General features: G+C 43.5%; 12 protein-coding genes and 2 pseudogenes. 6 read left to right on the forward strand and 8 right to left on the reverse strand.

Annotated elements, in window-relative coordinates; translation table 11 throughout:
- Nucleotides 1-91: 91 nt before the first annotated feature.
- Nucleotides 92-601: pseudogene (locus V7K44_RS31075) on the forward strand (DUF3352 domain-containing protein); the annotation flags it as partial.
- Between the two features lie 87 nt (nucleotides 602-688).
- Here V7K44_RS31075 and mscL read toward each other — a convergent pair.
- Nucleotides 689-1,120: a large conductance mechanosensitive channel protein MscL gene (gene mscL / locus V7K44_RS31080; protein WP_334937620.1), complete on the reverse strand. Its 432-nt coding sequence runs from the start codon at nucleotides 1,118-1,120 to the stop codon at nucleotides 689-691.
- 324 nt (nucleotides 1,121-1,444) lie between these two features.
- On the opposite strand from mscL, the gene V7K44_RS31085 reads away from it, so the two are divergent.
- The 3 genes and pseudogenes from V7K44_RS31085 (at nucleotide 1,445) to V7K44_RS31095 (ending at nucleotide 3,967) form a co-directional block, all read left to right on the forward strand.
- Complete coding sequence (locus V7K44_RS31085; protein ID WP_334937622.1) at nucleotides 1,445-2,365, forward strand: class I SAM-dependent methyltransferase; 921 nt, start codon at nucleotides 1,445-1,447, stop codon at nucleotides 2,363-2,365.
- Entirely contained in the window at nucleotides 2,358-3,326 is a 969-nt protein-coding gene (locus tag V7K44_RS31090; RefSeq protein WP_334937624.1) for a PrsW family intramembrane metalloprotease, read from the forward strand. Before V7K44_RS31085 ends, V7K44_RS31090 begins: the two co-directional genes overlap by 8 nt.
- A gap of 32 nt (nucleotides 3,327-3,358) precedes the next feature.
- Nucleotides 3,359-3,967: pseudogene (locus V7K44_RS31095) on the forward strand (Uma2 family endonuclease).
- Between the two features lie 61 nt (nucleotides 3,968-4,028).
- Here the strand turns inward: V7K44_RS31095 and V7K44_RS31100 are convergent.
- The 7 genes from V7K44_RS31100 to psbD form a co-directional block, all read right to left on the reverse strand.
- Nucleotides 4,029-4,901, reverse strand: coding sequence for a 6-carboxytetrahydropterin synthase (locus V7K44_RS31100; protein ID WP_334937626.1), 873 nt, complete (start codon nucleotides 4,899-4,901; stop codon nucleotides 4,029-4,031).
- Between the two features lie 142 nt (nucleotides 4,902-5,043).
- On the reverse strand, nucleotides 5,044-5,745 hold the full coding sequence (locus V7K44_RS31105; RefSeq protein WP_334937628.1) for a J domain-containing protein: 702 nt from the start codon (nucleotides 5,743-5,745) through the stop codon (nucleotides 5,044-5,046).
- A 15-nt stretch (nucleotides 5,746-5,760) separates the two neighbouring features.
- Nucleotides 5,761-6,723 carry a cysteine synthase A gene (gene cysK, locus V7K44_RS31110; RefSeq protein ID WP_334937630.1) on the reverse strand — a complete coding sequence of 321 codons (963 nt, stop codon included), beginning with the start codon at nucleotides 6,721-6,723 and terminating at the stop codon, nucleotides 5,761-5,763.
- A gap of 77 nt (nucleotides 6,724-6,800) precedes the next feature.
- A complete protein-coding gene (locus tag V7K44_RS31115) occupies nucleotides 6,801-7,238 on the reverse strand; it encodes an RrF2 family transcriptional regulator (RefSeq protein WP_334937632.1) in 438 nt (145 codons plus the stop codon).
- Between the two features lie 633 nt (nucleotides 7,239-7,871).
- On the reverse strand, nucleotides 7,872-9,629 hold the full coding sequence (locus V7K44_RS31120) for an iron uptake porin (protein WP_334937634.1): 1,758 nt from the start codon (nucleotides 9,627-9,629) through the stop codon (nucleotides 7,872-7,874).
- Between the two features lie 489 nt (nucleotides 9,630-10,118).
- A complete protein-coding gene (locus V7K44_RS31125) occupies nucleotides 10,119-10,400 on the reverse strand; it encodes a 4a-hydroxytetrahydrobiopterin dehydratase (protein WP_334937636.1) in 282 nt (93 codons plus the stop codon).
- A gap of 778 nt (nucleotides 10,401-11,178) precedes the next feature.
- Nucleotides 11,179-12,234 (reverse strand): photosystem II D2 protein (photosystem q(a) protein), encoded by a 1,056-nt coding sequence (gene psbD / locus V7K44_RS31130; protein ID WP_012409998.1) that lies wholly within the window; start codon nucleotides 12,232-12,234, stop codon nucleotides 11,179-11,181.
- Between the two features lie 354 nt (nucleotides 12,235-12,588).
- Between psbD and V7K44_RS31135 the strand changes: the two genes are divergently transcribed.
- A complete protein-coding gene (locus V7K44_RS31135; protein WP_012410874.1) occupies nucleotides 12,589-12,861 on the forward strand; it encodes a hypothetical protein in 273 nt (90 codons plus the stop codon).
- A 13-nt stretch (nucleotides 12,862-12,874) separates the two neighbouring features.
- Nucleotides 12,875-13,552 (forward strand): ABC transporter ATP-binding protein, encoded by a 678-nt coding sequence (locus V7K44_RS31140; RefSeq protein WP_094352150.1) that lies wholly within the window; start codon nucleotides 12,875-12,877, stop codon nucleotides 13,550-13,552.
- Nucleotides 13,553-13,669: the final 117 nt, after the last annotated feature.

The following is a 13,669-nucleotide window of genomic DNA, read 5'->3' on the forward strand; positions in this document are numbered from 1 at the left end:
GATTGCGACGCGCTACGATAAACGCGCTACTAACTTTTTGGGTGCAATTTATCTGGCTGCTTCTGTCATTTGGCTTAATTGATGACACGCCCTAGCGAGTGTTGGTTTTGGAGGTGCTTTAGTATTTGATACTAGCGATCGCAAAACTGCCGAAGCCACCTTGACAAAATTGGATACCCTTGCCAAAACCCAACAAATCAACGTTGCCAACAGAAATATCGGTGGTAAAGATGTAACTGAATGGCAAATTCCCCGACAAGGAGCTTTATTGGCACATGGTTGGCTGGATCAAGATACTGTATTTGTAGCTATTGGTGGCCCCATTGCTGACGCAGTTAGCGATCGCAAGAATCCATCTCTCGACACTAGCGACGCCTTCAAAGCCGTGACCGGTTCTTTGCAAAAGCCCAACGGCGGCTATTTCTACCTAGATATGGACAAAACTAAAACTGTGCCCCTGATCAATAGTTTTGTATCATCTAACGCCGATACCATCACTATTTTGAATTCCATTCGTGGTCTTGGTTTTACCGCTATTAGCCCTGATAAATCTACTAGTGAATTAGAAATGTTGTTAGCTCTTAAGCCTGCTGCAAAGTAGGGCATTGGGTATGGGACATTGGGCATGGGGCATTGGGTATTGCGTATTGATTATTCTCCTCTGCTCCCCTGCTCTCCCACTCCCCACTTACAAAACTTGATTATTCCGAGATTCCAAGGTTTGGTTGAGTCTATCCAACGCGCCAGTCAATCTTTCTTGGGCTACAAGGTTAGGATCTGACAAGGGTTCATCGGCGACTTCTTCTTGTCTCTTGAATTTTTGTAAGGCTCGAATTGCTACAAATAAGACTAAGGCAATGATTACAAAGTCAACTATTGCGCCAAGAAAGTGACCAATCTTGATTCCCGGTCCAATGGTAATTGTTCTCCAGTCTTTGCCAGCAAAACTAACCAAAGGATTAATCAATGGCATGATCGCATCTTCAACAAAGGAAGTGACAATCTTGCCAAAAGCACCACCAATGATCACGGCGATCGCTAAGTCAACTACATTCCCTTTAAGGGCAAATTCTTGAAAATCTTTTAAAAAGCCACTTGCTCTTCTTCTTGCTCTGACCATATTTGATTCCAATAAGCTGAACTTACTGTACTTTTGTTTATAAATGACACTCAGTTTTTTGCCATTCTTGTTGAGACAAATGTTGCTAAGTATGAAAATTTTACCAGTCTTGAATAAAATTCTCTGATAAATATAAAATGTAAACTAGCATCATTTAAATCTTCTCAGAAGTCTGCTGCTCTGCAAATGTCAACCTTCTATAATATTTGTTGCTTGGGGCAAGCCAAAGGAGGCAGACTGCCGTTATACAATTCAATTCATTTCTAGACTGCCGTCCAGCAATTATGTCATAAGTAGAAAAGGCTGTTAAATGCAAACTAATTTATGACTGCTGCTGTAAACACTAATCCTGGTTTAGCTTCCCGCTTGGTAAATGGCATATTGGCAATCGAGCCTTTAGCTAATCTAGCCAAGCATCAAGCTAGACAAATGATGATTAAACGTGCCGAGAGAATTGGTGTGCCTTGGACGCAAGAATTCGAAACTCTACAAGCGCGTGATTGGAAGGCTGATTTAGCTCAAGTAGAAAATCCTCAGCTTTCCTACCCAGAATACTATTTGAGGACATTCCATGCCTACGAAGGTGGAAACCTCAGTTGGAAAGCTGCTTGCGAGTTAGAAGTTGCTGCTCGTACTGTCCATGCTGGAATTTGGCAAGATGCTGGAGCAGAAGGAGATGCTAAACTGCGCCAAAGTTACCACGATATCCTCAAAGCGCAAATCCCCAATCAACCCCAAGACATCCTAGATTTAGCTTGTGGTGTGGGTTTGAGTACATTTACTATGCAAGAAATTTATCCCCATACCAAAATTACAGGCTTAGATTTATCTCCCTACTTTTTAGCCGTTGCCAATTACCGCGCTGGGCAACGTCAAGCTAAAATTAACTGGCTTCATGCCCAAGCTGAATCTACCGGCCTACCTGATGCCTCTTTTGATTTAGTTTCGATTTTCCTGATGTGCCACGAATTACCCCAATCAGCAACTCGACAGATTTTAGCTGAAGTGCGGCGCGTGCTGCGTCCGGGTGGCTACTTGGCAATCATGGATATGAATCCCAAATCTGAAGTTTACAAGAAAATGCCAGCCTACATTTTGACTTTGCTCAAAAGTACTGAACCTTATTTAGATGAATATTTTGCTTTGGACATTGAGCAAGCTATTGTTGAAGCGGGTTTCCAAACTCCCACTATTACCAACAACACCCACCGTCACCGTACAGCGATCGCTCAGGTGAGTGGTTGATTTATCTTTACTGTTGTGGGCAGCAGTACCACCCTTACTGCTGCTAGGCTATTACTACTTTCGAGTACCATTTGCCCCACCTCTGTTAAAGTTACTGATGTTCTTTATCATTGGGGCAATATCTGGTTTTTTAGCCCTGAGACTGGAATGGGATTTTGAAAATGTCGCGAACTCTTTTGTAGACTGGCATCAGAACGAACGTTGGCTTCCTGGTATAGCCTTGCGGCAGCTTGTGGAAATAGGCCCAATTGAAGAAGGCTGCAAGTTGGCTGCGGTTGTTATCCCAACTTACTATCTGCAACGCAAGTATCGATTACTTCACTCTACGGTTTTTCTCTTCGCGATCGCCGTTTCCCTTGGATTCACTGCCGAAGAGAACTGGATTTACTTTTTCCACGGTACAGCATCGGTTTTTGAACGTACTATCGGCACGCCAGTCCATGCTATGTTCTCTGCACCTTGGGGATATGCATTAGGAACCTATATTTCCTCTAAAAATCGGTTAAATCGAGACAAAAAGTTTATTTTTAGGGCTTGGCTAAATTCTGTAATCTGTCATGCCTTAGTGAATATCTTATCTAGTGCTTGGGGTTACTCATTATCCCTACGTTTCCTGAGTTACGGTTTATTTCCGTTTCTGTTGTGGATGTTTTGGCGGCTGGAACAATTATTGCGAAAAGTGCAAGGTAAACCTGTAATTACCCTGATTTCAGAACGTACAATCCAGCGCCGTTACTGGCAGAGGAGTTTAGTGTTGTTTGCCCTCGTGCTGGGTGGAAATGCTATTTTTGGGTTGTTTCTCTTAGTCAGGACTGTTAGTCCTTTGAGTTTGTCAAAGTTTTTTGACACTTATATTTTGTGGTTTATATTTAGTCGCTTTTTACTAAATCTCTTTTTTGGAGTTTTAGCGTGGGGCATTTATCGCTATTTGCGACATTCCGCCCGTCGTCGGTATTTTTAAAATATGATCTAAGAAAATGCTAGGGGGTTTCTATGCAAACAACTCCAGTGCGTTGGACGACTGCTGACCTAGAGCTATTTGCTGGCGATTCTCGTTCCGAGACACTTCGTGAACGCAGAAATCGCTATGAGATTATTGATGGAGAACTATTTGTGACTAAAGCACCTCACTGGGATCATCAATCAAGTTGTGGCAATATTGTTACAGATATTAACAATTGGTCAGATGAAACTGGTTTAGGTAAAGCTGCGTAGATGCGGAGCAGCTTGTCGTCAGACATCGCACCTGGAATTATTTTCTCAGATTCTGACAATGTGATCCCTGATGTGGTATGGGCAAGTCATGAACGGTTAAAATACTTGCTAGATGAAGCTGGACACCTCACGGGCGCACCAGAATTAGTTGTAGAGGTTCTGTCACCCGGTGAAAAAAATGAGAAACGCGATAGGGAAACAAAGCTGAAGCTGTACTCCGTGCAAGGGGTTCAGGAATATTGGATTTGCGATTCTGTACAGAAAAAAGTTGAAGTTTATCGACGCGAACAAGCTGTATTAAAGTTAGCAGCTACTTTATTCAATCAAGATGAACTGACAAGTCCTTTGTTACCTGGTTTTAATTGCTTAGTAAGTAAACTTTTTTAGCTGGGCATGGGCATGGGGACGATCTAAATTCCCTATGTCCTATGCCTGGATTTTCAATTAGCTAAACTCGTACTAGCACTTGCTGATTGAGGGTTGCGCTGACTGAATCTGATTCAGACTCCGTACAGTAGATTTCGCAGGAGTTATTGGGACTTTCAATCAGTTTTACTTTGTAAAGTTTAGCTCCCAATTCTTGAATAGGCGATCGCAGTAAATTACTAATGTAAAGTGCGATATTTTCAGCAGTCGGTACAACTTCGGCAAAGTAGGGAATATCTTTGTTTAGAAATGTGTGATCGAATGGCTCTAACACATAATCTTCTACCACCTGATTCAGGGCACCTAAATCAATAATCATGCCAGTACGCGGGTCAATTTTTCCTTTGACAGTGACTTCTAGATGGTAGTTGTGTCCGTGACCGTTGGGACGAGCGCACTTACCATAAATCTCAGTGTTTTCTTCGTTACTGAGTTTAGGATGAGCTAGCCGATGGGCGGCGCTAAAGTGAGTACTGATAGTGAGGTAGGCTTCCATTGCGTTTCCCGTATAATCTGCCCAAAGTTCAGGATGTTCAAATAACTGCACGCGGACTAGAGGCAAGTGTGGTGCTAACCGCTGCCAGATAATCCGTGCAATATTCTCAGTGGTAGGCAGAGTTTCTTGAAATTCTGCCCACACATCATTGAGATAAGAGAAGTCCAATTGACTGGTAACTTCCCGTTTAATTACGTGTTTCACATCAGACAAGTTCAGCACCATGCCATATTCATCCAATTCCCCGGCTAGAGAGATGAATAAGACATAGTTATGTCCGTGTCCCGGAAATCTAGTACCAGCACCAAATTTCTCAATATTCTCGGCTTCACTCAGTTCTGGCAACCAATAACGATGACTTGCTGCAAACTGGGCGCGGCGATTAACAATACATTGCATGAGTACACTATGAGCAGAATTTAAAATTTCTTAATCTTTTTCTGTATCCAGCATAAACTAATTTCTTTGTCATTAGTCGTTCGTCCTTGGTCATTTATCCTTTGACATCAAGCGATATTGACCCATGCCCAATACCCAATAACTATGTAACAGACGCTTGTGCTTCACAGTGCAATCTCGAAGCTATACGGAATAGTTCATGACCTGTGTGTAAATAACGCTCATCGTAGTTCAAAGGAAAATAACCTAATTCATCGAGTCCATCTGCTACTTGATCGAGGCTGTAGTAGAGGTGAGCCGCCGTTCTTGCGAGACTAGGAGGATTCGGTAAGGAGCGAAAAGTAGTTTGTGCCTGTTTGAGGTCATCTCGACAGGTTTCTAAGTATTCCTGAAATTCATCTAACAACTCATCATCAAAGGGATCGGCAGCTAATTGCTCCATTTGTTCTTCTAACGAATAAAGAATGGTACAAAGCAAGCGATTTACTGGTTGGTAAACTTGGCGCAGCCATTCTTCAACTTGCTCGTCAACATCCCGTCCGGTTTTTCGTCTTGTCTGGTAATGATTTTGGGCTGATGCTGTACGCTGTTGGCGATCGCTATTTAATTTTTGGGAGTCATCTTGCAGTTCTTGGTCATAATTGCGGCGATTTTGGTTGTCGCCTAAAACTTCATAAGCTGCATTGATGCGGATAATTTGCTCGCGATCGGCTGTTTCCTGATTACTGTCAGGATGAAACAACTTAACCAAGCGGCGATAAGCTTGCTTAATCTCCGCAAGGCTTGCACTTGGACTAACTTTGAGAGTTTCGTAATGGTTAGAAACGTGCTTAGAATTGACCATTAATTCAATGTATCGTTAACTGACGCTAGTGGCTAACCTTGCCTCCAGGTCTTGGAACAACGGTGTACTCAAATACCTCTCACCAAAGCTAGGCTGAATCATCACAATTAAACGTCCCTTATTTTCTTGACGTTGGGCGACGCGAATTGCTGCACATAAAGCTGCTCCACTGGAAATACCAGATAGTAGCCCTTCTTCTTTTGCCAAACGCCGACTATAAGCGATCGCATCTTCATCGGTGACGGTAATCACTTCATCAATCAATTTTATCTTTAATACTTGCGGAATAAACCCAGCACCAATTCCCTGAATTTTGTGGGCCCCTGGTCGTCCCCCAGATAAAACTGGGCTATTGGCTGGTTCAACTGCGATCGCCTTGGAATTAGGCTTGCGTGCTTTAATCACTTCTGCTACGCCAGCGATCGTACCACCTGTACCCACTCCTGCCACAATGATATCGACTTGTCCATCGGTATCTTCCCAGATTTCAAGCGCTGTAGTTTCCCGATGCACTTTTGCATTAGCTGGATTACGGAACTGCTGCAACATATAGGTATTTTGTGTAGTATTAACTATTTGCTGCGCTCGTTGAATTGCCCCACTCATACCTTCCATTCCTGGTGTTAGTTCCAGTTCTGCTCCATAAGCTCGCAACATTGCCCGACGCTCTCCACTCATCGTCTCTGGCATTGTCAAAATTAATCGATAACCCTTTGCTGCTGCTGCCATTGCTAGGGCAATTCCGGTGTTTCCAGAAGTGGGTTCTACCAATACAGTTTTCCCAGGAGTAATTAGCCCCTCCTCTTGGGCAGCGTTAATCATACTTACCCCAATCCGGTCTTTGACTGATGCCGATGGGTTCATACTTTCCAATTTCACTACAATTTCTGCAACACATCCTTCTGTTTGAGGAATGCGGTTTAACTGCACTAGGGGTGTACGACCGACAAGTTCTGTAATGTTACGAGCTATTCGCATAAATTAGTCCTTAATTATTAATTATTTGTTATTGGTCATTAGTCATCAACAAATGACAAATGACTAATGACTCTTGACTAAATGTAGTACATGAAATCTAATTGCCGCCGCGAATCTCGTTTTTCACAAAGATCCTGGAGCGTATATTTTTGCAAGACTGAATTTGCCGCGCGGCTTGCTTCTTGCCAAATTTCTTCTATAACTGAACTGTCTATACTTTTGGAATTAACGTTTTCTTCACCAGCCCGCGCCTCTAACCCTTCTAAACATTCCAAAATCTCAAAAAGGATGATTTTTCGGGGTTCTCGCGTTAACAGATAGCCACCTTTTGATCCACGCTGACTTTTAACTATACCGCCACGCCTCAAGGTTGCTAGTAGCTGTTCCAGATAGCGATCGGGTATGTTTTGTTGTGCTGCAATTTGTCGAATTTGCAGCGGTTCGCCGCTTTCGTAATGAGCGGCCATCTCTAATAAGGCGAGAATTGCGTATTCCGATTTACAGGATAGTTCCATAAGCAGCAATAAGTTAGGGGTTAGAAATTAGGAGTTAGGAGTCATTCAATTTGAATTTGAGACTTTCCTACGGAACGGTACGCGTAGCTCCCCGGAGGGGTACACCGTGAGCGCTCAGTCGAACGCTTTTTCGTTCAATCTCAAATTGTTAGAGTTAAGATACTAGGCAATATGTAGCTTTATACCGTCAATTTCTACAAAAAAGCTTGCTCATAAAAAGTTGCTCACGGTTTCAGAAGGCAGAAGTACGAAGGCAGAAGGCAGAAGGGAACCCACGTTTAAAAACGTGGGATTGAGGCAAGGACGCAATGCAAGTTGCGCTACGCGTCTCGTCGATACAATTCTTTTTTTAAACTGTAGCTCAGACCCAGAACTAAAGTTTTTATTGATACTTCTTTCCTTCTGCCTTCTGCCTTCTGCCCTCTGCCTTTCTTTGTAAGTCACTTGTAGAGTGGGCATTACTCTAGTCTATTCATGTCAAACCCGCCATAATTCATAACTTCCAACTCCTAACTTTTCTAGTATACTCCGGTTAACTACTGGGGTTTATCCATTACTATTACCGAAAACAAAAAACCCCGCCTAATGGCGGGGAGAAATAGAGTTCAAAATTGTCAGTAGATAATCAACACTTTAGAAGGTGAAAGTAGTTCTGAGCGTACCGATAATAGCATCATCGTTATCGCTGTTTTGACCAGGAGAGGTCAACCAGATTACACCAGGAGTTACAGAGATGTTATCCGACACACGATACTTGTAGAAGCCTTCAAAGTGGTAGGGTATATCATTGTTGCCACCAAAACCTGGGCGGTTAAAGGAATAGGGTTCTGCACCAGCAAAAACACCTAAAACGTTACCTTTTTTACCGAAATCAGGTAAGGCTACACCTAAACCGTAGCTCCAAGCTTGATAATCATCACCTGCACCTACACCTGTAACGTCATGGTAAGAGACAAATCCACTAATGGACAGTTTGTCGCTAGGTCTAAACGCAGCCGACACACCGTAGGAGTTGCTGCTAGCTGGGGTTGCTGCACCTGTCGCTGAACCTGCTGCATTACCTAAAAAGTTAGCTTGTCCAGTACCTACATCAAAAGCTCCAACTCCTCCGTCTGTACCAGAGTCGAATAAAGCACCACTAGCGCTATATCCGTGGACGTAGGTAGCAGCTAAAGCCACGCGATCGCCTACACTAAAGTTCAACTGTCCTAAAGCAGCATAGTCACCATTGGTCAGACCTTGATTGACACCATTTTCATTAAGACCAGGAATATTCGCTTGTGATGCCAAGTAACCCGCAGTGATTGAGCTATTTCCCAAGATACCGCCACCTTTTCCAAGGGGCAGATTGAGCGCTATACCAGCACCGCCACCAATCCGATAGATGGGACTTTCAGAAGCAAAGGTAGATAAAGCGCCGTTACCGCCGTCAGTATTGTCAAAAAAGTAAGGATTGTTGACAGCAGCATACTGGCTATGACGCCCGCCACTAGCCGCGAGGTAAACTTGGGCTGGTCCTATGGGAACTTCATAAGTCAAGCGGTCTATTCTGACACTGTTGTTACCATTGCCATTACCAACTTGAAATGTTTGTGTGCCTTCAGCAGTACCAATCGGATTATTAGCGTTGTCAAATTGTGTAAAGGCTGTTGCATTACCAGCTGCGAGACGAGTATGTAAAACGTCTTTACCAGTGAAGCTGGTTTGCAAATCTAAACGTACCCGGTCTTGGAAGACAGTATTGTTGTTGTCACCAGTGTTACCTCCAAACACATCAGTAACACCAAAAATGGCTTCACCGACTAGTTTTGTGGTGGTGGAGAACTGATTCGCTTCCAATTCAGCAGTCCGCGCTTCTAAGGAATCTACACGACCACGTAAGGTTGCCAATTCTGCGGAAAATTCTTCTTGCAACCGTTGTAAGGTAGCTAAATCTTGTTTTGTTACCAAATCAGCTGTTGCTGTGGCAATCAATTCGTTAACCCTATCCAAACAGGCATTTAAACCAGCAGCAAATTCATAACGGGTCAAAGCACGATTACCGCGATAAGTCGCATTTGGATAACCTGCAATACAACCATAGCGCTCAACCAAGGACTGTAATGCTTGGAATGCCCAGTCAGTAGGTTGTACATCAGAAAATTGAGAAACCGATGTTACTTGAGACTGAGAATTACCTTGGTTGCCTTCGTTGCTATAGCGATTAACTTGATCTATGGTTGTTTGAGCCAATATTTCTGGCTGTTGGGCAACTTCGGTTACACCTAGTTGTTTGGCTGCTGATACTTGCGTGGTTGGGTTTGGGGCCGCCATTGCTGTTGCCGAAACTAACAATGTTGCTCCCAAAACTGCTGGGCTAACCACTAAGGATTTCCATAATAGATTAGACATTTTCACTTTACTCCTCACACCTTGTTTAGATAATTGGTTTCGTTACACCTAATTCTCGAAAATGCGACATCTCATTGAAACCTATGGATGAGGCATAGTTGTCACTACTACAATTCTAGTTTTTGCAAAGCTAATAAACGATTAACTTGGGGTTAAAAACTGATGTGATTAACTTATGCAAAAACATATCTTTATATCATAACATTATAAAACATCTGATCTAGATGGCAAGATTGCAGCGATCGCCTTAATAACTGTCACACATACTTATCTAAATATGTAAGCAGGGAGTAGGGTTTGGGTCATTCACTCTCTATACAGGCTAAATTGCTGAAAGCTTAAGACACTTAGAGTTTGCCATTAAATATAACTTCTTCCACTTACCTCTGGTATAAATTTCATGCCAGTTAGAACACACTGGCTCGGCTATATAAACCGTATATCGCAGTGACTTCCTGTAATCTGGCGCAAGATGTTAGAAGAAATCAGTTAGTTGATCTGGGAAATCACCCGTGCTACATCAAAGTCTGACTGGGTCAATCCGCCTGCATCATGTGTTGTAAGTGTAATCTTCACTTTATTGTAGGAAATTTCTATATTTGGATGATGTCCTGCCGATTCAGCCGGCTCAACTAGTTTATTGACAAACTCAATTGCTCCAATAAAATCTTTAAATGTGCGGGTAATTTGCAACTTGGAGTCTTTAACAGTCCAATCTGACAGAACCTTTGCCTGTTCTTGAATTTCCGCTTCGGTGAGTAGTTGTGGCATATCAATAAATTCCTACTTATATATTTGTTACAACATTTTGCATCTGACAAAGGCAAACTGCTTTTATTCTCCACACAGAAAGTATGGGAGGATAAATTCAGCCACAATGCGTATGTCTAGATTTAAATAAAACTTGGCAGATAGACCCTATTTCTCACATTTGGTCATACTCCAAGCTTTAATACAAGAGATTTATTCTTTTTAATAAAACTTAAATAGCTTGCCTTGATCGCGACAGCCATAGCTATCTATTTTTAAAAGTAAGCATTGATAAAACAAAAATCGCCTATAAAAAACTATCCGCCCTGATTTAGATCGGATGATCTAAGTCAGGGCGGTCTAGCGGGTCTTCAGGTTGCAACCAGACTGCCGGAAGGAACTCCGAGCTTGCCTAGCTACTTGAGCTAACTTAGTATCTCAAAGATGACTAAGGCTAACTTTTAGAGAACAGCCCCGGCGCGCAGCCGGCTAACTGCAACCTGATGACCCATGCATTTACTACTTTCTATCATGGGCATCACCTCCTTATTGCCTAAGCGGTCTTATTTTCAAAAGGGCAGAGGATTTACTCTGGGTTCATAACCTTCATCTAATATAACATATAAATTTAGAGATATTAACTATATATAGAAAAATCTCCCACCTCTTTGATGGGAGATTACTGGAGAATAGTGAAAATTGACACTTTATTGGCTGATTACAAGGAGATTATTTTATCCGGGTGTGTCAATTTTCGCCAACCACAACCATAATTCAAGTCATGGTCAAATTTGAATTCTTAGAGAGCGTTACCGCGAGGTAGAACTTCTTCAGGGAATACAAATTGTTCGTGGGGTTGATCTTGAGGAGCCATCCAAGCGCGGATACCCTCGTTCAGCAAAATGTTTTTGGTATAGAAGGTTTCAAACTCTGGGTCTTCCGCCGCCCGCAATTCTTGGGAGACGAAATCATAAGCCCGCAGGTTGAGTGCTAAACCGACGATGCCGACGGCGCTCATCCACAAGCCTGTGACTGGCACGAACAACATAAAGAAGTGCAACCAGCGCTTGTTAGAGAAAGCAATCCCGAAAATCTGTGACCAGAAACGGTTTGCCGTCACCATTGAGTAGGTTTCTTCCGACTGGGTAGGATTGAAGGCGCGGAAGGTGTTAGCACCATCACCGTCTTCAAACAAGGTGTTTTCGACTGTGGCACCATGAATGGCGCACAATAAAGCACCACCCAATACCCCAGCAACACCCATCATGTGGAAGGGGTTGAGTGTCCAGTTGTGGAACCCTTGCAGGAATAGTAAGAATCGGAAAATTGCCGCGACGCCAAAGCTGGGTGCAAAGAACCAGCTTGATTGTCCCAAGGGGTACATCAGGAATACGCTGACGAATACTGCAATGGGAGCAGAGAAGGCCAGAGCGTTGTAAGGACGTATCCCTACTAGACGCGCAATTTCAAATTGGCGCAACATGAAGCCAATCAAACCGAAGGCCCCGTGTAGGGCAACAAATGGCCACAAGCCACCCAATTGGAACCAACGGGTGAGGTCGCCTTGAGCTTCTGGGCCCCATAACAGCAATAGGGAATGTCCCATACTGTCGGCGGGGGTGGATACTGCCACTGTAAGGAAGTTAGCACCTTCTAGGTAGGAGGAGGCTAACCCGTGGGTGTACCAAGAGGTGACGAAGGTGGTGCCGGTCAGCCAACCGCCTAGTGCTAGGAAGGCGCAGGGGAATAATAGTATCCCTGACCAACCTACGAATACGAAGCGATCGCGCTTGAGCCAGTCGTCGAGAACGTCAAACCACCCTCTACTGGGCGCGCGTCCAACTGCGATGGTCATTAGAGCAAATCTCCAAATGTTTATAAGTACAGGTTGTATCTGTATTATAGACGGCTATATAAAAGCCTTCTATAAGCAGAAAGTTAACCGGGTTGTTAACCAAGTTTACAATTTTTTACACACCTTTAATCATATTAGGTGTAAATCGCTAATTTTTCCAGGGGTTTTGTCATAAAAATTAATTTTTGATTCAGACGAGGTAGATAAAGCAGGGCAGCAAGAAGGGAAAGAGGTAATTTTAATTCTCCCCCTTGCTGCCTGCACCCTGCCCCTCTGCCTTTTCCAATACCCATTTCCCTAGAATCAGTCAGCTGACGCTAAAATGAGTCCACAGTTAAATTTGATTATTGCTAAATGTTTACCATCGATTTAAGCATCAGAAACACTGCTTTCCCAATCTCAGTACAACGTAAGTCAGCAGAGGATGCTGAGGCTGTCTATCAGCTAATTTTGGCAGCAATCCGTTCTGGGAACCCTGACATTGTAGAACTCAAGTGCGAAGGCAAGACAGAGAAAAAAATTGCTGTCCGCGCTAGTGAAATTTCTGGGGTGCAGATTGTTCAGAAAGATGGTACAACCCCTGGTGGCGGCAGACCACCTGGCTTTTTCGCTGTAGCTGCTGAGTAACCAAGGTTGACAAATGGCTCAAGTGGGCATTGAGGTCAAGGATTTAAATTTCAGTTGGCCTAATGGAGAGAAGGTTATAAAATCTTGCTCTTTAGAAGTACCCAAGGGTGAGTTTTGGATGCTCTTGGGTACAAATGGCAGCGGAAAATCTACTTTACTTAGACTGCTGGCGGGGTTATTAGCTCCTGAATCTGGCGAAATTCGGGTTTTGCAACCCGTTGGCTTTGTCTTCCAAAATCCGGATCATCAACTGGTGATGCCAACGGTTGGTGCTGATGTGGCTTTTGGATTGGTGGAAGAAAAGTTGCCACCTGCTGCTACCAGAGCCAGGGTTGAGGAGGCGCTTGGAGCGGTGAATTTGCTTACTTTGCAACGACGCCCTATCTATGCACTTTCTGGGGGACAAAAACAGCGAGTCGCGATCGCAGGTGCGATCGCCCGTCGCTGTGAAGTCTTATTATTAGATGAACCTACTGCCTTACTAGATCCAGATAGCCAGTTGGATTTAGTTGCTGGTGTCCGCCGCCTTGTCAAAAGTCGAGGTATTACAGCCCTTTGGGTGACACATCGATTAGATGAGCTAAATTACTGTGACGGCGCTTTCTTGCTAGAAAAAGGCTCTTTGGTTGATAGTGGTGAAGCCGAACGTCTCAAACAACGTCTGATGGAGGTACACAGCGAAGCCTCTTAATTCAGTGCTGAGTGCTGAGTAATGAGTAATGAGTAATGAGTAATGAGTAATGAGTAATGAGTAATGAGTAATGAGTAATGAGTAATGAGTAATGAGTAATGAGTAATGAGTAATGAG

This window comes from Nostoc sp., from assembly GCF_036917235.1.
Taxonomy (GTDB): Bacteria; Cyanobacteriota; Cyanobacteriia; order Cyanobacteriales; family Nostocaceae; genus Nostoc.

Bases quoted from the DNA above. Each gene is read 5' to 3' on its own strand.
- mscL (WP_334937620.1), bottom strand. From the start codon at position 1,120: ATGGTCAGAGCAAGAAGAAGAGCAAGTGGCTTTTTAAAAGATTTTCAA.
- V7K44_RS31085 (WP_334937622.1), top strand. From the start codon at position 1,445: ATGACTGCTGCTGTAAACACTAATCCTGGTTTAGCTTCCCGCTTGGTA.
- V7K44_RS31100 (WP_334937626.1), bottom strand. From the start codon at position 4,901: ATGCAATGTATTGTTAATCGCCGCGCCCAGTTTGCAGCAAGTCATCGT.
- V7K44_RS31105 (WP_334937628.1), bottom strand. From the start codon at position 5,745: ATGGTCAATTCTAAGCACGTTTCTAACCATTACGAAACTCTCAAAGTT.
- cysK (WP_334937630.1), bottom strand. From the start codon at position 6,723: ATGCGAATAGCTCGTAACATTACAGAACTTGTCGGTCGTACACCCCTA.
- V7K44_RS31115 (WP_334937632.1), bottom strand. From the start codon at position 7,238: ATGGAACTATCCTGTAAATCGGAATACGCAATTCTCGCCTTATTAGAG.
- V7K44_RS31120 (WP_334937634.1), bottom strand. From the start codon at position 9,629: ATGTCTAATCTATTATGGAAATCCTTAGTGGTTAGCCCAGCAGTTTTG.
- V7K44_RS31125 (WP_334937636.1), bottom strand. From the start codon at position 10,400: ATGCCACAACTACTCACCGAAGCGGAAATTCAAGAACAGGCAAAGGTT.
- psbD (WP_012409998.1), bottom strand. From the start codon at position 12,234: ATGACCATCGCAGTTGGACGCGCGCCCAGTAGAGGGTGGTTTGACGTT.
- V7K44_RS31135 (WP_012410874.1), top strand. From the start codon at position 12,589: ATGTTTACCATCGATTTAAGCATCAGAAACACTGCTTTCCCAATCTCA.
- V7K44_RS31140 (WP_094352150.1), top strand. From the start codon at position 12,875: ATGGCTCAAGTGGGCATTGAGGTCAAGGATTTAAATTTCAGTTGGCCT.